The 17,575-nt window shown below is 60.0% G+C and carries 16 protein-coding genes; 10 read left to right on the top strand and 6 right to left on the bottom strand.

Features of this window, described 5'->3' with window-relative positions:
* Positions 1 to 36: 36 nt before the first annotated feature.
* Entirely contained in the window at positions 37 to 1,554 is a 1,518-nt protein-coding gene (locus VD17_RS26955; protein WP_046056492.1) for an MDR family MFS transporter, read from the bottom strand.
* Positions 1,555 to 1,634: 80 nt separating this feature from the next.
* Positions 1,635 to 2,819 (bottom strand): 4-hydroxybenzoate 3-monooxygenase, encoded by a 1,185-nt coding sequence (pobA, locus tag VD17_RS26950; protein ID WP_185753230.1) that lies wholly within the window; start codon positions 2,817 to 2,819, stop codon positions 1,635 to 1,637.
* A 188-nt stretch (positions 2,820 to 3,007) separates the two neighbouring features.
* Between pobA and VD17_RS26945 the strand changes: the two genes are divergently transcribed.
* Positions 3,008 to 3,904, top strand: a complete 897-nt coding sequence (locus VD17_RS26945; protein WP_033057522.1) for a helix-turn-helix domain-containing protein — start codon at positions 3,008 to 3,010, stop codon at positions 3,902 to 3,904.
* A 9-nt stretch (positions 3,905 to 3,913) separates the two neighbouring features.
* Here VD17_RS26945 and VD17_RS26940 read toward each other — a convergent pair whose 3' ends face one another.
* Entirely contained in the window at positions 3,914 to 4,090 is a 177-nt protein-coding gene (locus tag VD17_RS26940) for a hypothetical protein (protein WP_170206612.1), read from the bottom strand.
* Between the two features lie 224 nt (positions 4,091 to 4,314).
* Positions 4,315 to 5,220, bottom strand: coding sequence for a LysR family transcriptional regulator (locus VD17_RS26935; protein WP_080932081.1), 906 nt, complete (start codon positions 5,218 to 5,220; stop codon positions 4,315 to 4,317).
* A 215-nt stretch (positions 5,221 to 5,435) separates the two neighbouring features.
* On the opposite strand from VD17_RS26935, the gene VD17_RS26930 reads away from it, so the two are divergent.
* Together VD17_RS26930 and VD17_RS26925 are read left to right on the top strand one after the other, a co-directional pair.
* On the top strand, positions 5,436 to 6,317 hold the full coding sequence (locus VD17_RS26930; RefSeq protein ID WP_046056488.1) for an MBL fold metallo-hydrolase: 882 nt from the start codon (positions 5,436 to 5,438) through the stop codon (positions 6,315 to 6,317).
* 194 nt (positions 6,318 to 6,511) lie between these two features.
* The gene (locus VD17_RS26925; RefSeq protein ID WP_046056487.1) at positions 6,512 to 7,126 is read left to right on the top strand and encodes an NAD(P)-dependent oxidoreductase; all 615 of its coding nucleotides are present in this window, start codon (positions 6,512 to 6,514) and stop codon (positions 7,124 to 7,126) included.
* Between the two features lie 187 nt (positions 7,127 to 7,313).
* Here VD17_RS26925 and VD17_RS26920 read toward each other — a convergent pair whose 3' ends face one another.
* Complete coding sequence (locus tag VD17_RS26920) at positions 7,314 to 8,195, bottom strand: LysR substrate-binding domain-containing protein (protein WP_008156058.1); 882 nt, start codon at positions 8,193 to 8,195, stop codon at positions 7,314 to 7,316.
* A gap of 159 nt (positions 8,196 to 8,354) precedes the next feature.
* Here VD17_RS26920 and VD17_RS26915 point away from each other — a divergent pair, with 159 nt between their 5' ends.
* The 6 genes from VD17_RS26915 (at position 8,355) to VD17_RS26890 (ending at position 15,778) form a co-directional block, all read left to right on the top strand.
* Positions 8,355 to 9,992 (top strand): 5-guanidino-2-oxopentanoate decarboxylase, encoded by a 1,638-nt coding sequence (locus VD17_RS26915; RefSeq protein ID WP_046056486.1) that lies wholly within the window; start codon positions 8,355 to 8,357, stop codon positions 9,990 to 9,992.
* Entirely contained in the window at positions 9,989 to 11,437 is a 1,449-nt protein-coding gene (locus tag VD17_RS26910) for an aldehyde dehydrogenase family protein (RefSeq protein WP_046056485.1), read from the top strand. Before VD17_RS26915 ends, VD17_RS26910 begins: the two co-directional genes overlap by 4 nt.
* A 218-nt stretch (positions 11,438 to 11,655) precedes the next feature.
* Positions 11,656 to 12,759, top strand: a complete 1,104-nt coding sequence (locus VD17_RS26905) for an ABC transporter substrate-binding protein (RefSeq protein ID WP_033057532.1) — start codon at positions 11,656 to 11,658, stop codon at positions 12,757 to 12,759.
* A gap of 194 nt (positions 12,760 to 12,953) precedes the next feature.
* The gene (locus VD17_RS26900) at positions 12,954 to 13,862 is read left to right on the top strand and encodes an ABC transporter permease (protein WP_046056484.1); all 909 of its coding nucleotides are present in this window, start codon (positions 12,954 to 12,956) and stop codon (positions 13,860 to 13,862) included.
* Positions 13,859 to 14,707, top strand: coding sequence for an ABC transporter permease (locus VD17_RS26895; protein WP_046056483.1), 849 nt, complete (start codon positions 13,859 to 13,861; stop codon positions 14,705 to 14,707). Before VD17_RS26900 ends, VD17_RS26895 begins: the two co-directional genes overlap by 4 nt.
* Before the next feature lie 15 nt (positions 14,708 to 14,722).
* Positions 14,723 to 15,778 carry an ABC transporter ATP-binding protein gene (locus VD17_RS26890; RefSeq protein WP_046056482.1) on the top strand — a complete coding sequence of 352 codons (1,056 nt, stop codon included), beginning with the start codon at positions 14,723 to 14,725 and terminating at the stop codon, positions 15,776 to 15,778.
* Positions 15,779 to 15,931: 153 nt separating this feature from the next.
* On the opposite strand, the gene VD17_RS26885 is transcribed toward VD17_RS26890, so the two are convergent.
* Positions 15,932 to 16,861: an AraC family transcriptional regulator gene (locus VD17_RS26885; protein ID WP_033057540.1), complete on the bottom strand. Its 930-nt coding sequence runs from the start codon at positions 16,859 to 16,861 to the stop codon at positions 15,932 to 15,934.
* Positions 16,862 to 17,196: 335 nt separating this feature from the next.
* Between VD17_RS26885 and VD17_RS26880 the strand changes: the two genes are divergently transcribed.
* The gene (locus VD17_RS26880; protein WP_046056481.1) at positions 17,197 to 17,550 is read left to right on the top strand and encodes an antibiotic biosynthesis monooxygenase family protein; all 354 of its coding nucleotides are present in this window, start codon (positions 17,197 to 17,199) and stop codon (positions 17,548 to 17,550) included.
* Positions 17,551 to 17,575: the final 25 nt, after the last annotated feature.

Below are 17,575 nucleotides of genomic sequence, written 5' to 3'. Positions count from 1 at the left end.
GTCCGACTTGCCCGCGAAGGCCGCGACTCGGTCCGTCTATCGAACCTTATCCTCACGCCCACGCAACACCCTATTCGGCATGGCAATCGCCGCCGCCAACCCCAGCAGCGAAACCGCCGCGCTGACCATCAGCAAATGCCGGAAAGTCAGCAGCAGTTCGGCGCGCAAGGCGTTTTGCGCATCCCCTGGCGCGGCGCTCAAACCATCGAGCAAGACGTTCCCCGAACTGCCCTCGGCAATCACCGAAGAGCCGGCCAGGTGGGCAAAACTTGAGTCCTGCAACAATGCCAACAGCATTGCCGACATCAACGCGACACCCACTGCACCGCCCAGGGCGCGGAACAGGTTGGTGGTGCTGGTGGCGACACCGATGTCCCGTTGTTCCACCGAGTTCTGCGTACCGACCAAGGACGTCGGGAACTGCATGCCGCTAGCGATCCCGCTGAGCAACATGAACAAACTACTGAGCACAAATGCCTGGGGAGGACTGAGCGCCATGCCGAGAATCGAGAACGGCATGAGCGCGGCGCCCGTCAGGATCATGGGTTTGTAGCGTCCGGTCACCGAGGTCCGGCGGCCGGCGAAATACGCACCGATCGGTAAGCCCATCGCCAGCGGCAACAGGTGCAACGCGGCACTGTCGGCCCCAGCGCCGGTAACGCTCTGGAAGCGCAGCGGCATCAACACAATCAACGAGATCGCCTGAAAACTGGTGAAGAAGATCGTGCACCAGCACAGGATCGCATTGCGGTTGGCGAACAAATGCATCGGCAGCAGCGGCTCCCGCGCCCGGCGTTCATGCCAGACGAACAGCGCCAGAATCAACACCGCACAACCGAGCAGGCCCAGCACTTCGGCACTGCGCCACGAATGGCCCTGACCGACCTGGGTGATGCCCAGCAACAAAGCGGTCAAGCCGATGATCATCAGCAACGTGCCGAGGTAATCGATGATCGGTTTGCGTTGCGGCACTGGCAAACCCACCAACGTTCGATTGGCCACCAGCCAGGCACCGAGGCCCAACGGAAGATTGATCAAGAATACCCAGCGCCACGACAGGTACTCGGTCATGTAACCGCCGAGTACCGGGCCGGCCACGCTGGCCACTGCGTACATGCTGCTGAAATAGCCTTGATAGCGGCCTCGCTCCCGGGGCGGCACGATGTCGCCGATGATCGCCTGGCTGACCGAAATCATCCCGCCAGCACCGATGCCTTGAAGAATCCGCGCCAGCACCAACTGCTCCATGCTCTGGGCCATGCCGCAGAAAAACGAAGCGACCGTGAACAGCCCCATGCCAAACAGCATCAACTTGCGTCGACCGTACAGATCGCCCAGTTTGCCGTAGATCGGCACAGCCACCGTCATCGCCACCATGTAGCCGGAAATCACCCAGGCCAGCAGGCTGACGTCTTTGAATTGTGCGGAAATGGCCGGCATCGAAACGGCAACGATGGTCTGGTCCAGCGCGCCAAGAAAGATTGCCAGCATCAGGGCAATCAACACGCTGCGAATGGCCGGTTTTGGCGTTTCAGGCTGGTTGAGATTGGTCACGGGTTAGAACCTGCGGACAGTGATTGACCCGCAAGGAGCAAGGCGAGCGGGGATGCTCGCCAGTGTAAGTCGATAGCAGGCTATTCGATAGCCTCGTATGGAAGGCCGACGTAATTTTCTGCAATGGTTTTTCGACCGGCCTCGGAGTCGACGAAGTACTCCAGTTCCGACTCGGCAATCCGCTGGCTGAAGGCGTCGTTATCGTCAAAGCGGTGCAGCATCGAGGTCATCCACCAGGAAAACCGTTCGGCTTTCCACACCCGGCGCAAACAGACCTCGGAGTACTTCTCCAGCAAATCCACACGGCCTTCTCGGTAAACCTTCAGCAGAATGTTGAACAGCGTACTGACGTCGCTGGCCGCCAGGTTCAGGCCCTTGGCGCCGGTGGGGGGGACGATGTGCGCGGCGTCGCCGACCAAAAACATCCGCCCGTACTGCATCGGTTCGACGACAAAACTGCGTAACGGCGCGATGCTTTTTTCGATAGAAGGCCCAGTGACCAACGACGCTGCCAACGCGCCAGGCAGACGGGATTTGAGTTCATCCCAGAAGCGCTGATCAGACCAGTTCTCGACGTGCTCGTCGGCCGGCACCTGGAGGTAATAGCGGGTGCGGGTGGCCGAACGCATGCTGCACAGGGCAAAACCGCGCTCATGGCGGGCGTAGACCAGTTCTTCTTGAACAGGCGGCGTGTCCGCGAGGATGCCAAGCCAGCCAAACGGATAGACCCGCTCGAACACGTTCAGGCACTCGGCAGGAATCGACTGCCGGGCCACGCCATGGAAGCCGTCGCACCCGGCGATGTAGTCGCAATCGAGTCGATACAGCTCGCCGCCCTTCTCAAAAGTCACGAACGGCTCTTCGGTTTTCATCCCGTGAGGAACGACATTGCTTGCCTCGTAAATCGTCTGCGCACCGGCCTCCCGACGAGCGGCCATCAGGTCGCGAGTGACCTCGGTCTGACCGTAGATCATCACCGTTTTGCCACCGGTCAGGGCTTGCAGATCGATGTGTACGCGGCGTGCGTCGAGGGCCAGTTCGAAGCCTGTGTGGACCAGCCCTTCGGCGTCCATGCGCTGACCCACCCCGGCCTGGCGCAACAGCTCTACCATGCCTTGTTCGAGGACGCCGGCCCGGATTCGTCCGAGCACATAGTCCGGGGTCTGGCGTTCGAGAATGAGGGTGTCGATGCCGGCGTTGTGCAGCAATTGGCCGAGCAACAAACCGGACGGACCGGCGCCGATGATGGCGATTTGGGTTTTCAGCATTTTCATTGTTTTTATGACTCGCAAGCTTCACGCGACCAAGGCCGGTGAGTAATTTTTATGGATCGAGTGCTTGCATTTTTCTCTCGCGAGTCTGTCAATTGAAGGGGAAAACTGAGCCGATACCTGTACATTCTGCCAATCGGTGCGATTATCGCCCGCTTACCCCCGAGGCCTGGATTGAAGTGATGAACAAGCCTGACCTACCTTCGATTCCAGTGTTCAAGCTCTACGGTGAAAGCCTGGATTGGCCGACCCCGGACTTGCTGCACTGTGAAACCATTTCCAAACGCAGCCGCGAACACCAGTGGGAAATCAAACCCCACCGCCACGCCGATTTGTGCCAGTTGCTCTTCGTTTTCAAAGGTCAGGCAGAGCTTGAAATCGAAGGCAAACGTACGCAGCTGACCGAGCCGGCGATCCAGATCCTGCCACCGCTGTCCGTTCACGGTTTCCGGTTTTCCGAGGACGTCGAAGGGTTTGTGGTGACGCTTGCCGCGCCGCTGGTCGCCCATCTTCAGGCGCAACTGGGCAACTCGGTGAACGCCTTGGCCCAGGCCGAAAGTTATCCGGCGGGCAAGGAAAGCGAATACCTCAACAGCCTGTTTTCAGCGCTGCAAGACGAATACACCGGCCACCAACCGGCTCGCGAAATGCTCATGCATTCGCTGGTCAGCGTGATCATGGTGTGGGTCAGCCGCCAGGTGATTTCCCGCCGCAACGCCAGCCAGCGTCCGCAGCGTGCCCGGGAATACCTCAACGGTTTTATCCAACTGGTGGAAGAGACCTATCGCCAACACGTCAAGGTCGAGGATCTGGCCCATCGGCTGGGGATTTCCGTGTCCCACCTCAACGGCACTTGCCGTGAGCTGGCAGGACAACCGGCGTTGCAGATCATGCACGAACGTCAATTGCTGGAGGCCAAGCGCTTGCTGACCTACACCAGCATGACCATTTATGAAATGTCCGACGTGTTGGGGTTCTCTGATCCGACCAACTTCACGCGCCTGTTCCGGCGTCGAGTGGGGATCTCGCCCAAGGCTTTTCGCGACCGCTTGAAGGCCGATCAGGACAACGAGGCCTGATCCCCTTCGTTACTTGAGGGCATTGAGGGTCGCGTTGTGGGGAATGCAGCGTTCGAAGTTGCAGCTCGCGTATTCACGGGGCAGTTGTCGCAACTGCTCGACGCGCCAGGCCGCGGTGCCATACAGCGCGAGCGTGGCCGCGCAGGTGATGAAAATCGCGAGGTATCTTCTTGTTTTGATGTTCATGGCGTTGACCTCTGAACGAATACCCTTCGGTATTACTTTGAGCATAGGTCAGCGCCAGTGAGTTGCCACCAACGGTTCCGCTGCATCTACCCCGACATTCAGAACACTGATGTCCCATGTAGGAGTGAGCCTGCTCGCGATAGCAGTGGTTCAGTCGACATAGTTGTTGGATGGACAATCGCTATCGCCGGCAAGCCGGTCTCACTCCTACATTTTTGATCGGTTTACAGGCCGATATCCCAATCCGGCTCTTCCGGGAATCTGAGCACCAGAAAATCCAGCATGCTGCGCAACGCCGCCGGCATGTGTTTGCGTGAGGCATACACCGCGTAAACATTCATCTGCCGGGGTTCGGCGTGGGGCAGCAGGCGGATCAGTTCGCCGCTGTGGATATGCACGCCGGCCTGATAACTGGGGAGCATCGCCACCCCGGCGCCGGCCATCGCCGCGCGCAACAGCGTGCTGGCTTCGTTGGCGCTGATGTTGCCCTGCACTGGCACTGACACCTGCTCGCCGTCCTCCTCGAAATGCCAGAGGCTTTTGCCGAAGTAGGAGTGGGTCAGGCAATTGTGCTGGCTCAGATCCTCGACCCGCAGCGGTGTCGGGTGTTCGAGCAGATACGCGGGGGAGGCGCAGATCACCGAGCGGCAGACCGTCAGCCGCCGCGCAATCAGGTTCGGGTCCAGGTCGTTGCTGGTGCGGATCGCCAGATCGATGCGCTCATCCACCAGGTTCACCGTGCGGTCGAGCATCTGCATATCGATGCTGACGCCAGGGTAACGTTTGACATAAGCGGCCATGGCATCCGCCAGTTGTGCCTGGCCAAACGAAGTGCTGACACTGATCCGCAGCAGGCCGCGCGGCGCATCGTCCGGTTCGCTGACGGCGGCCTGCATGTCCGTGGACAGGTCGAGCATCTGCCGACAACGGGGCAGGATTTCACTGCCGGCGGCGGTCAGGCTCAACTTGCGCGTGGTGCGGTGCATCAGGCGTGCGCCGACCCAATCCTCCAGCTCCGCCAGATAGCGCGAAACCACGGGGCGTGACAGGTCCAGGTGATCGGCGGCGGCCGACTGGCTGCCGAGGTCAACCACCGTGACGAACACCCGCATTGCTTGTAGACGATCCATCATTTGCTCACTTTCAGAAACAAACTATGTCCCAGCATCGCATTTTTTGTACTGAGTCATGCAACTAAGCTCTGTTCCCTGTAGGAGCTGTCGAGTGAAACGAGGCTGCGATCTTGTAAAGGCAAGATCAAAAGATCGCNNATCGCAGCCTCGTTTCACTCGACAGCTCCTACAGAACCATCGCCAAGCACGGCATTCGGACAACGGAGCAACAGATGATCGGCTTCACCTCGCTTAAACGTATTTTGCTGGCCACCGCCACCCTCGGTTTCGCCGCCCACGCAGCGGCAGCGTCGAGCCTGACCCTGGACGTCTACAACCCGGGCGACAAGGCGATTTTCCCGGTGACCTCGGTGTTGGTCAGCGGCGAGAAAGACGCGATTTTGGTGGATGCCCAATTTGGCAAATCCCAGGCCGAGCAAGTGGTCGAAAAGATCCGCGCCAGCGGCAAGCAACTCACCACCATCTACATCAGCCACGGTGATCCGGATTACTACTTCGGCCTCGATACCCTGACCGCCGCATTCCCCAATGCCAAAGTGCTCGCCTCGCAGCCAACAGTGGATCACATCCAGAAAACCGTCGGCGGCAAACTGGCGTTCTGGGGGCCGAAAATGGGCACCGACGTGCCTGCCAAAACCATCGTGCCGCAGGTACTCAACGGCGACAGCCTGATGCTCGAAGGGCAGAAGTTGCAGGTGGTGGGGTTGGACGGCAAGCAACCGGATCGCACCTTTGTCTGGATTCCGTCGATCAAGGCTGTGGTCGGTGGCGTTGTCGTCGCGCAAAACATCCACGTGTGGATGGCCGACACCCAGACGCCGCAGTCCCACGCCGATTGGCTGACCACATTGCACGCCATCGAAACCCTGAAACCGAAAACCATCGTACCGGGTCATTACCTCGGTGAGAGCGCCCGTTCGCTGGCCGCCGTGCAGTTCACCGCCGATTACATCAAGGCGTTCGACGAAGAAACTGCCAAGGCAAAGGACGCTGCCGCGCTGATCGCCGCGATGAAAAAACGCTACCCGAAGCTGGGTGAAGAAAGTTCGCTTGAACTGAGCGCCAAAGTCGCCAAGGGCGAGATGAAGTGGTAACTCGCCCACGTTGTATCGAATTCACGTGACCCTGTAGGAGCTGTCGAGTGCAACGAGGCTGCGATCTTTTGATCTTTGCCTAGCTCTGCAAACTTTAAGATCAAAAGATCGCAGCCTCGTTGCACTCGACAGCTCCTACCAGGGGGCGTTTATGAGCAAGTTAACGGATACACCCAAGCCAACTGGAGAACGTCATGAGCAATATCGCAATCATTGGTGCCACCGGTCGTGCCGGTAGCCAACTGCTGGAAGAAGCCCTGCGTCGTGGTCACAGCGTTACCGCGATCGCCCGCGACACCTCGAAGATCGGCCAGCGCGCCGGTGTGGTCGCCAAGAATGTCGATGCCCTCGACGCCGAAGCGTTGCAAGCGGCTGTCGCGGGCCATGACGTGGTGATCAGTGCTGCGCACTTCGCGACCCTTCCTGCCTGCGCCGTCATCGAGCCGTTGCAGAAGGCCGGCGTAAAACGTCTGCTGGTGGTGGGCGGTGCCGGTTCGCTGTTGCTACCGGACGGAACCCGCGTTATCGACAGCGAGGGGTTTCCTCAGGCGTACAAGGCTGAGGCGAGTGCCGGTGCGCTGTTTCTGGAAAATCTGCGGCAGGAAAAAGAGCTGGACTGGACCTTTGTGTCGCCGTCGGCAGAGTTTGTCGAAGGTGAGCGCACGGGGACGTTTCGGATCGGCAAGGATGATTTGCTGGTGAGCAGTGCGGGGCGTAGCTGGATTACGTTTGCCGATTATGCGATTGCGATGATTGATGAAGTGGAAGCGCCGGAGCATCCTCGGCAACGGTTCACCGTCGGTTATTGAGCTGAAAACCACCCCTCACCCTAACCCTCTCCCCAGAGGGGCGAGGGGACTGACCGAGGTGTTCTTTCGAGTTACATCGACCTGAAATTCCGAGTCGAACTCAGATTTTGAAAAGCCCCCGATCTGCTCCCTCTCCCCTCTGGGGAGAGGGCTGGGGTGAGGGGTGGATCTACCTGACACACCACTTTCACCGCGCCTGAGCCTGCTCCACCAACCACCCCATCAATTCCCTCAACTTCGGCGAAGGCCCGGGTTTTTCGGGGAAAACCAGGTAATACGCCAACCCGGTCTTCACCTTCAATTCAAACGGCATGACCAGCCGCCCGGCACTCAGGTCATCGCCAATCAACGACCAATCGCCGATCGCCACGCCTGTCCCCTGGGACGCCATCGACATCGCCAGGTCCAGCGTTTCGAAATGCTGACCCTTGCCGACATTGCTCAAGCGAATATCCGCAGTGGCCAGCCAGGCCTTCCAGTCCCGTTCATCCCGTGTCGGGTGCAGCAACATGTGCTGCTCCAGATCCTCCGGCGTCATCAGCGGCACTGGACCTTCCAGTAGAGGTTTGGAGCAGACCGGTGTCAGTTGCTCATCGAACAAATGAAAGGAGGCCAGCGCGCTGTCCGGCGGTGCGCCGTACATCACCGCTGCATCGAACTGCTCGCGATGAAAATCCACGCCGTGCTTGACCGTGGTGGTCAATTCCACCGGCACATCCGGGCGCTCCCGTTGCCACTGCAGCAGCCGCGGCAACAGCCAGCGCATGACACACGTCGGGGCCTTGAGTTGCAGGGTTTCGCGCTTCTCGCCGATCTGCTCCACCGCCTCGTCGATCAAGCCGAAAATCTGCTGGACCCGTGGCAGCCATTCCCGTCCTTCGGCGGTCAGGTCAAGGCCCCGGGCCTGGCGAATGAACAGTTCATAACCCAGATGTTCTTCCAGCCCGGCGATCTGCCGACTCACCGCACCTTGGGTGATGTACAGCTGTTCGGCAGCACGGGTGAAGTTGCAGCACTGCGCGGTAATCAGAAAAGTGTGCAGCGCCGGCAGGGGAGGCAATCGTTTCATTGGGATCCAAGGTATGACGTGAGGACATGGCTAGTATGACTTTTTATCCATTGTTGCGGCTACGTGTCGCCCGTTCCAATGAGGCCATCCCTGGACCTGCCCACTCATCATAAACACTGCGCAGGTCCGGCGTCTCAAACGAACAAAAAGGGCAAAGACATGGCGACGTGCGGCGAAGTATTGGTCAAGTTACTCGAAGATTACGGGGTTGAGCAGGTGTTCGGCATTCCCGGGGTTCACACCGTGGAGCTGTATCGCGGGCTGGCCCGTTCGAGCATCAACCACGTCACTCCGCGTCACGAACAGGGCGCCGGTTTCATGGCCGACGGTTACGCTCGCACCAGCGGCAAACCGGGTGTGTGCTTCATCATCACCGGCCCTGGCATGACCAACATCACCACCGCCATGGGCCAGGCCTACGCCGACTCGATCCCGATGCTGGTGATCTCCAGCGTGCAATCGCGCAGCCAGTTGGGCGGCGGTCGCGGCAAGCTGCACGAGCTGCCAAACCAGAGCGCATTGGTTGGTGGCGTTGCGGCGTTCTCCCACACCTTGATGTCGGCGGCTGAATTGCCGGTCGTCCTGGCGCGTGCTTTTGCCTTGTTCCAGGCCGGCCGTCCGCGTCCGGTTCACATCGAAATTCCGTTGGACGTATTGGTAGAAGAGGCCGATGACCTGCTCGCCAGCGTACCGGTGAACATCGACCGTGCCGGTGCCTCGCCGAGTGCAATCAGCCGCATGACCGCGCTGCTGGCCGGTGCCAAGCGCCCACTGATTCTCGCCGGTGGCGGCGCCATCGATGCCGCCGCCGAGTTGACTGAACTGGCCGAATTGCTGGACGCCCCGGTGGCCCTGACCATCAATGCCAAAGGCATGCTCGAATCCAACCATCCACTGCTGATCGGCTCGACCCAAAGCCTGGTCGCGACTCGCGCTTTGGTGGCTGAAGCTGACGTGGTGTTGGCGATCGGCACCGAACTGGCCGAGACCGATTACGACGTGACCTTTGCTGGCGGTTTCGAGATTCCTGGCGTGCTGCTGCGTGTGGACATCGACCCCGACCAGACCGTGCGCAACTACCCGCCGAAAGTCGCATTGGTTGCCGACTCGCGCAACGCCGCCCAAGCCTTGCTGAGCGAACTGTCCCACCACTCGCTGGCCGAGCGCCGTAACGATTGGGGCCAGGTCCGTGCCGCACGCTTGCGCGATGAACTGGCCGCCACCTGGGACGCGCCGACCCTGGCCCAGACCCGTTTCCTGGAAACCGTCTTGCACGAATTGCCAGAGGCCGTTTTCGTCGGCGATTCGACCCAACCGGTGTACACCGGCAACCTGACGTTCAACCCGGAGCGCCCGCGTCGCTGGTTCAACTCGTCCACCGGTTACGGCACCCTCGGTTACGCCTTGCCGGCAGCCATCGGCGCCTGGCTCGGCGGCAGCGTCGAGGGCGGTTCGCGTCCTCCAGTGGTGTGCCTGATCGGCGACGGCGGCCTGCAATTTACCCTGCCGGAACTGGCCAGCGCCGTTGAAGCGCGCACCCCGGTGATCGTCCTGCTGTGGAATAACCAGGGCTACGAAGAGATCAAGAAATACATGGTCAACCGCGCCATCGAGCCGGTTGGCGTCGACATCTACACCCCGGATTTCATCGGCGTGGCCAAGGCGCTGGGCTGTGAAGCCGAAGCCGTCTGCGGTGTCGAGCAACTGCGCAGCGCACTGCGCGCCGCCGCTGATCGCCAGGGCCCGACCCTGATTGAAATCGATCAGACCCAGTGGATGAAGGCGGTGTCGAAATGAGTTTTCCAACTACTCTCGACGGCCTCTACATCAATGGCCAATGGTCGGCGGGCAATGAACACCTGCGCGTGATCAACCCGGCGACCGAAGCCTTGTTGACCACCGTGAATGGCGGCGATGAGTGCTCTGTCGAACAAGCCGTCACGGCTGCGACCACAGCCTTCGCCGACTGGTCGAAAACCACCGGTGCCGAGCGCGGTGCGATCCTGCGCAAAATTGCTGCGGGCGTGCAGGCCGGTCGTGAACAGTTGATGCATTTGCAGTCGAGCAACAACGGCAAGCCGCTGTTTGAAGCCGCCATCGATGTCGACGACGTGATCGCCACCTTCGAGTACTACGCAGGCTTGGCCGAAGGTCTCGATGCCAAGCAAGACAGCAATGTCGAGCTGCCAACCGACGACTTCAGCGCTCGTGTGCGCCGCGAGCCGTGCGGTGTGGTTGGCCTGATCGTGCCGTGGAACTTCCCGATGGTCACCACCGCCTGGAAACTCGCCCCGGCCCTGGCCGCCGGTTGCTGCGTGGTACTCAAGCCGTCCGAAGTGACACCGCTGCCGGAGCTGGAACTGGCGAAGATCATCGCCGAGGCCGGTCTGCCCAAGGGCGTGTTCAACCTGGTCTGCGGCACGGGCCTGGCGGTCGGCGCGCCGTTGTCGGCCGACCCGCGCATCGCCAAGATTTCCTTCACCGGCAGCAACGCCGTCGGCGTGCAGGTGATGCAGCGTGCAGCAGAAACCGTGAAGGGCGTGAGCCTGGAACTGGGCGGCAAATCCTCGCTGCTGGTGCTCAAAGACGCAGACATCGAACTGGCCGTGGAAGTGGCCTGTGGCGGCGGTTTCTTCAACGCCGGGCAGATGTGTTCGGCCACCAGCCGCGTGCTGATCGCCGATGCACTGGCGGACGAATTCCTCATCCGTTTGAAGGTCCGTGCCGAAGCCATTCGCGTGGCCGACCCGTTCGACCCGAACGTGGAAATGGGCGCACTGGTCAACCAAGCGCAATACCAACGCGTGCTCGGTCACATCGATCGCGGTTTGAGTGCTGGCGCCAAGCTGGTTTGCGGCGGCAATCGTCCTGCAGATCTGTCGCGCGGCTATTTTTTGCAGCCGACGATTTTCACCGAAGTGCCCCTCGACAGTGCGCTGTGGTGTGAAGAGATTTTCGGTCCGGTGATCTGCGTACGCAGTTTTGCCTCCGAAGCCGAGGCGATTGCCTTGGCCAACGACAGCCAGTTCGGTCTGGTGGCCAGCGTGGTCACCCGTGACGCCGACGCGGCAGATCGGGTCGCCAACGCTTTGCAGGCGGGGCTTGTGTGGATCAACGCGCCGCAAGTGATCTTCCCGCAGACCGCTTGGGGTGGCTACAAACAGAGCAGCATCGGCCGCGAATTGGGGCCGTGGGGCTTGCAGGCTTTCCAGGAAATCAAACACGTGATTCGAGCGGTCTGACGGCTCGAAAAGGGTCAGCGCATGCCTCGTCATGAGGCATGCGCTGGCGTCATGGCTTCAATGAGTTTTTATCGATAGTCAGGTGTTTTACACGACCTCAGGATGAACCCGTCGGCTCAGCGCAAACCCCGTGAATACGGGGGCTTGAAGCAGATCTGGCGGCGCAGATGCAACGGTTGCGACCAGCCTCATACCTACAAAAACAAAGGGAGTCCGTAATGGGCGAGCATGATCTGAACAGACGTCAATTCATCAAAACCGTAGGCGTAGCCTCGGTGGCAGCGGCCGCCATGAGCATGCCGTTCATCAAGGCTAATGCCAGCGACACACGCTTTGCGGGCAAAACCCTGCGTTTGCTGACCTGGTCCGATGACACCGGCTTGGCAGCCTTGCGCAACATCGCGGCAACCTTCGAAGACAAGTACGGCTGCAAGGTCATCGCTGACCGTACCGGCAGTACCTCGGAAATGGTCGCCAAACTCAAGGCCGGCGGTGATCGTCCGCAGTACGACATCATCACCCTGGCAGGCGTCGGTGCCGAAGGTCTGGCCGCCGCCAACCTGCTGGAAAAGCCCGACCTCAACCGCATTCCGAACCTGGTCGACGTACCGGAAAAATACCGCACCGGCGCCAATGGCCACGGTATCGGTTATCTGCTCTGGTGCAACAGCCTGGTTTACAGCACCCGTACCCAGAAAGAAGCCCCGACCAGTTACGCCGCCCTCTGGGACCCAGAGCTGGCGCCGAACATCTTCCTGCCGCCGCCAAACTGGACCGAAGCGATGGACCTGATCATCATCGCCGCCAAACTGGCCGGTGGTGACGAACACAACATCGAGCCTGGCTTCAAGAAGCTCGCCGAGCTGAAAGACCGCGTAGTGACCCTGGGTGAGAACCCGAACCAGATCGCCGAACTGTTCCGTACCGGCTCCCTGGACATGGGCGGCCTGTACGCACCGGCATTCTTCCCGAAACAGATCCGCGATCCGGCCTACGGCCTGGGCGCCACGTTCGGCATGAAGGAAGGTTTCTACACCGACCTGATGCTCTCGGTGATGCCGAAGAACCGTCCGGGCGACACCGACATGGCGTACGCCTTCATCAACCACTCTCTGGACCCGCTGGTGCAGGGCAAGATGGCTGAGGACATCTACAACGGTCCGGTCAACGCCAAGGCGATCATCTCCGCCGAAGCACGCAAGAGCCCGTACATCCTCACGCCTGAGCAGATTGCCGAGAAGGCGATCATGCACGACAACGCCTTCCTGGCCACCGTGCATGACCAATGGATTCGTCGTTACACGGAAATCTTTTCTTCCTGATCGAGTGACAAACACAGGATCTTCAGCCACTGAAGATCCCCTGTGGGAGCGAGCTTGCTCGCGATTGCGGACTGACATTCAGCATTGATGTCGACTGATACACCGCTATCGCGAGCAGGCTCACTCCTACAAGGGGCCGGGGTGTCCTGAGGACCTGTGTTTGTCAGCTGCTTTCCATTGACGAGACCCTTGCTATGGAACACCAACCTCTGACTCATCCGGTCGCCGCCGCTCCTGTGCGCGTCAATCGGGGTGTTTCGCCGACGACGCGTGCCTGGTTTTTCCTTTCGCCGTCGATGCTGTTTCTGGGCGTACTGATCGCCGCCAGCCTGCTGGTACTGCGCATGAGCGTGGGCACCAAAGGCGCGGAATGGACCGGGTTCAGCCTGGCCAGTTACGCCCAATTGCTGGAACCGTATTACCTCAAATCCTTGCTGCTGACCCTGCGTCTGGCCTTGATCAGCGCGGTGATCGCGGTCGTGTTGGCGATCCCGGTGGCCTACACCATGTCGCGGCTGACCTCACCGTTCGTGCGACGGATCTTCCTCGCCGCGGTGCTGCTGCCATTGCTGGTCAACCTGTTGCTGCAAAGCTACGGCTGGCTGGTGATTCTGGGCCCGGGCGGGATGCTCAACCAGGCACTGATGGGCCTGGGCCTGATCAAGCGCCCGATCATGTTGCTCTACAACCAGAACGGCGTACTGATGGGCCTGGTGCAAACCGCGTTCCCGTTGGCCGTGCTGCCGATTGCCAGCGCCATGCGCGGCGTCGCTCGTACTTACGAAGAAGCTGCCGCAACGCTGGGTGCCAGCCGTTTGCAGGTGTTCCGTCAGGTGGTGCTGCCGATGAGCATGCCGGGGATCATCACGGGTGCGACGTTGGTATTCGCCTACAACGCCAGCAGTTTCGTGGTGCCATTGCTGCTCGGTGGCCGACGCGTGCCGATGCTGGCCGTGATGGTCCATGACCAGATCGCCCCGCTGATGAACTGGCCTGCCGCCTCCGCTGCCGGTGTGGTGTTGATTGTCACCACGCTCGCGATCATGACCTTGTCCGAATACATCACTGGCCGTCGTCGGCGCATGCTGGAGGCTTCCCAATGAGCACCCTGATCAAGAAACGTTATGGGCTGCTGCCCGGCGAGACCGGCAAGTTTGCCGGCATCCTGTCGGGCTTCATCCTGCTGCTGGCGGTGTTGCCGATCCTGACCATGATCGTGATGTCGTTCAGCGGTGCGTCGAACCTCGACTTCCCGCCGAGCAGCTACAGCCTGCAATGGTACAAGGCTGCCTGGCACACCTTCGTGTCGCCGGATGCCAGCGATGTGCTGAGCCTCGGCAAGGCCATGACCACCAGCCTGATGGTGGCGTGCCTGACCATGGTGTTCGCAACGATAGTCGCGGTACCGGCCGCCTATGCCCTGACCCGCTGTGAGTTCCGCGGCAAAGCCGTGGCGCTGCAACTGATGTCGCTGCCGCTGGTGTTTCCGATGGTGGTGTTGGGGCTGGCGTTGCTGTTGGTGTTCGACAGCCTGCCGTTCCAGATGACCACCTCACGACTGGTGATTGCCCACGTGATCCTGGCGTTACCGTTCGTGGTGAAAAACTGCACCGCGGCGATGCTCTCCATCGGCAGCGAAGTCGAAGAAGCCGCGCAGATGCTTGGCGCTTCACCGACCCGGGCGATTGTCGATGTGGTGGTGCCACTGATGAAGTCGGGGATTCTGGCGGGGATGCTGCTGGCGTTCATCGTCTCGTTCAACGAATTCACCGTGACCTACTTCCTCTACACCATCGACGTCATGACCGTGCCGATCTGGATGTACAGCCGCACCGTGTCTTCGCTCGACCCTACCGTTTTCTCGTTTGCCGTGCTGATCGTGCTGATCGACTTCGTCCTGATCTGGGCGTTGGAGAAGCTGGTTGGTGAAGGTGGCGTTTCGTTCTGATTCTTGAGGTGCAACATGACTGGTCTGATTCTGGAAAACGTCGAGAAACATTACGGCTCGGCCTGCGCGGTAAAGGATGTAAACCTGCATTTGCCTGAGGGCAAACTGGTGTGTTTTCTCGGCCCGTCGGGCTGCGGCAAAACCACGTTGCTGCGAATGATTGCAGGGCTCGAAACCCTGAGCGGCGGCGAGATTCGCCTGGACGGTGAAGACATCGGCCACACACCGGCGCATCAACGCAATTTCGGCATGGTGTTTCAATCGCTGGCGCTGTTTCCGCACATGACGGTAGGGGAGAACATCGCCTATCCGCTGAAACTGCGTGGCGTCAGCAAGGCTGATCAGCAGGCGCGAGTGGTGGAGTTGCTGGAGCTGATTCAGTTGCAGGAAATGATTGATCGTCCGGTGGCAAAACTCTCCGGCGGTCAGCGTCAGCGCGTGGCGATTGCCCGGGCGATTGCTTCTCGACCAAAAATCCTGCTGCTGGATGAGCCGTTGTCGGCGCTGGACGCCAAGCTGCGTGAATCGATGCAGGTGGAAATCCGTCAACTGCAACAACGCCTGAACATCACCACCATCATGGTGACCCACGACCAGCGTGAAGCCATGACCATGGCGGATATCGTCGTGGTATTGGGTGAACATCGCGTGCAGCAAGTGGGCACGCCGATTGAGATTTATCGTCACCCGGCCAATGAATTTGTCGCGGACTTTATCGGTTCGGGGAATATTTTCCCGGCCACGGCACTGGGCAACGGGAAGGTTGGGTTGCCGGGTGGCGATGCGCTGGAAGTGCCGATCTGCAGCAGCATCGTGGTCGGTGAGAAAGTCAAAATGCTGATTCGCCCTGAGGACCTGCAACTTTCGCATCCGCAGGCGACGGCGGGGAATCGGTTGCTCGGTAAGGTGACGTTCGTGCGCGACATTGGCGCGACGATTGAGACGACCGTGGAGTGTTCCGGGGTTTCGTTTACGGCGTTGAGCACGCCGTGTCAGGGTTTTGGGTTGAGCATTGGCAATCCGGTGTCGGTGACGTTGCCGGCTGAGGCTTGTCGCGTACTCGGCGCCTGATCCGGATTTGATATTGTCATTGCTGGCCTCATCGCGAGCAGGCTCACTCCTACACTTGATCTGAGGTGTTCACAAATTCTGTGTTCACTGGAGATCCACTGTAGGAGTGAGCCTGCTCGCGATGGGGCCGGCAAAATCACTGCAAAAATCAGATCAGACCGTCAACCGCAACCGCGCCAAATCCCTTAACGGCGGAGCCCCAAACAATCGGCTGTACTCCCGGCTGAATTGCGAGGGGCTTTCATACCCCACCCGATACCCCGCTGCCGAAGCCTCCAGGCCTTCCGCCAACATCAACCGTCGCGCTTCTTGCAGGCGCAGTTGCTTCTGATACTGCAACGGACTCATCGCCGTCATCGCCTTGAAGCGGTGATGCAACGTCGACACACTCAGGTTCACTTCCTTCGCCAGATCATCGATGCGCAGCGGCTGTTCATAGTTGCCGTTGAGCCATTTGATCGCCTGGCTGATGCGATGGCTCTGACTGTTAGCGATAGCGATTTCGTACAGCCGATAACCCTGCTGGCTGCGCAAGAGTCGATACAGGATTTCCCGGCGAATCAGCGGTGCGAGCATGGCGATGTCTTTCGGTGCATCCAGCAAGCGTGCCAGGCGCAACACCGCGTCGAGCATTGCGGTGTCGATCCGTTCGACATACAAGCCGCGTCCCGTCGGCCGGGTGGGCACACCGAGAGGACCGGCATCGGCAATCAATGCAGTGATTTCTGCCGGATCAATATCCAGCCGCACCGCGAGGATCGGTTCTTCAGACGTGACGTTCACCACACGTCCGCTCAATGGCATCGAGACCGACACCACCAGGTAATTCAGCGGATCGTAATTGAAGTATTCATCGGCCAGCCTGACCTCTTTACGGCCCTGCGCCATGATGCACAGCGCCGGTTGCGCCAGCACCGGGGCAAAGTCATGGGACTTGCTGTGTTTGGACATGAACAGGGAGCCGATGGCAGTCGCATAATTGCCATCCTCCGTGGTGTTACGACGGATGATGGCGGCCAGTTCCGCCCGCTGTTTCTCCATGTCGGCGTCCAGTGGGGCTTGAAAATGATCGAGCGACGACATGCTAGGCATCCTCGGCAAGGCGTTGGTAATGAGCTGAGCTTAAATTTGTGCAAGACAAAGCGGTAGACACATCCTGCCTCAAGCTTGCCTGATTCTGCATGGCGTGAATTAAAGGTGCCTCTGTAGCTGAGCAAGCCGGGGAAAACTTGCTTGAAAGTCGTGTTTCAGCCCTGGTACAGGATTCACACGTTGTTACAGGTGAAGGGGTGTAGCTTCGCAGGATTGTGCAACAAGCCGGCAGGAATCGACTAACGGCGCGGCACCTGGGCGCTTAATCTTGGATCCTGTCGCAGCCCGTCCCACGGCTGCCACTCGAGTACCTGGGAGGGTTAACCATGTCTACGCAGATCCCCGTCAGTCATATGGCCTTTGTCCGCGCCCGCGCCGGGCGTTCGGCGGAGCTCGGCGCGCGCCTCAGCGCCTTGATCGAGCCGTCTCGCAGCGCACCGGGTTGCCTGAGTTTTTCCCTGCAGCATTCGCAATGCGATCCAGAGTTGTGGCTGGTGTCCGGTTTCTGGATGAACCAGCAGGCCATGACTGCTTATTTCAGCACCCCGGCCATGCAGATTTTTGCCGGGTTAGTGCAGGATCTGGTGGTCAACAGCCTGGATTTTCATACCTTCAAGGACGTGTCGGCCGCCCAAGCGCAGGGGCAGTCCCAGTCGTGGGTACACAAAATGGCGGGTTGAGGGTTTAATGGCTCAATTCTCCATT

It is taken from the genome of Pseudomonas fluorescens (assembly GCF_000968015.1).
GTDB lineage: Bacteria > Pseudomonadota > Gammaproteobacteria > Pseudomonadales > Pseudomonadaceae > Aquipseudomonas > Aquipseudomonas fluorescens_W.
Note: the sequence above shows the minus strand (reverse complement) of the source record. Positions and strands in the feature narration are given on the sequence as shown.

Excerpts from the sequence above, each read along its gene's own strand:
- VD17_RS26945 (WP_033057522.1), top strand. The coding sequence starts at position 3,008 with ATGAACAAGCCTGACCTACCTTCGATTCCAGTGTTCAAGCTCTACGGT.
- VD17_RS26940 (WP_170206612.1), bottom strand. The coding sequence starts at position 4,090 with ATGAACATCAAAACAAGAAGATACCTCGCGATTTTCATCACCTGCGCG.
- VD17_RS26935 (WP_080932081.1), bottom strand. The coding sequence starts at position 5,220 with ATGGATCGTCTACAAGCAATGCGGGTGTTCGTCACGGTGGTTGACCTC.
- VD17_RS26930 (WP_046056488.1), top strand. The coding sequence starts at position 5,436 with ATGATCGGCTTCACCTCGCTTAAACGTATTTTGCTGGCCACCGCCACC.
- VD17_RS26925 (WP_046056487.1), top strand. The coding sequence starts at position 6,512 with ATGAGCAATATCGCAATCATTGGTGCCACCGGTCGTGCCGGTAGCCAA.
- VD17_RS26920 (WP_008156058.1), bottom strand. The coding sequence starts at position 8,195 with ATGAAACGATTGCCTCCCCTGCCGGCGCTGCACACTTTTCTGATTACC.
- VD17_RS26915 (WP_046056486.1), top strand. The coding sequence starts at position 8,355 with ATGGCGACGTGCGGCGAAGTATTGGTCAAGTTACTCGAAGATTACGGG.
- VD17_RS26910 (WP_046056485.1), top strand. The coding sequence starts at position 9,989 with ATGAGTTTTCCAACTACTCTCGACGGCCTCTACATCAATGGCCAATGG.
- VD17_RS26905 (WP_033057532.1), top strand. The coding sequence starts at position 11,656 with ATGGGCGAGCATGATCTGAACAGACGTCAATTCATCAAAACCGTAGGC.
- VD17_RS26900 (WP_046056484.1), top strand. The coding sequence starts at position 12,954 with ATGGAACACCAACCTCTGACTCATCCGGTCGCCGCCGCTCCTGTGCGC.
- VD17_RS26895 (WP_046056483.1), top strand. The coding sequence starts at position 13,859 with ATGAGCACCCTGATCAAGAAACGTTATGGGCTGCTGCCCGGCGAGACC.
- VD17_RS26890 (WP_046056482.1), top strand. The coding sequence starts at position 14,723 with ATGACTGGTCTGATTCTGGAAAACGTCGAGAAACATTACGGCTCGGCC.
- VD17_RS26885 (WP_033057540.1), bottom strand. The coding sequence starts at position 16,861 with ATGTCGTCGCTCGATCATTTTCAAGCCCCACTGGACGCCGACATGGAG.
- VD17_RS26880 (WP_046056481.1), top strand. The coding sequence starts at position 17,197 with ATGTCTACGCAGATCCCCGTCAGTCATATGGCCTTTGTCCGCGCCCGC.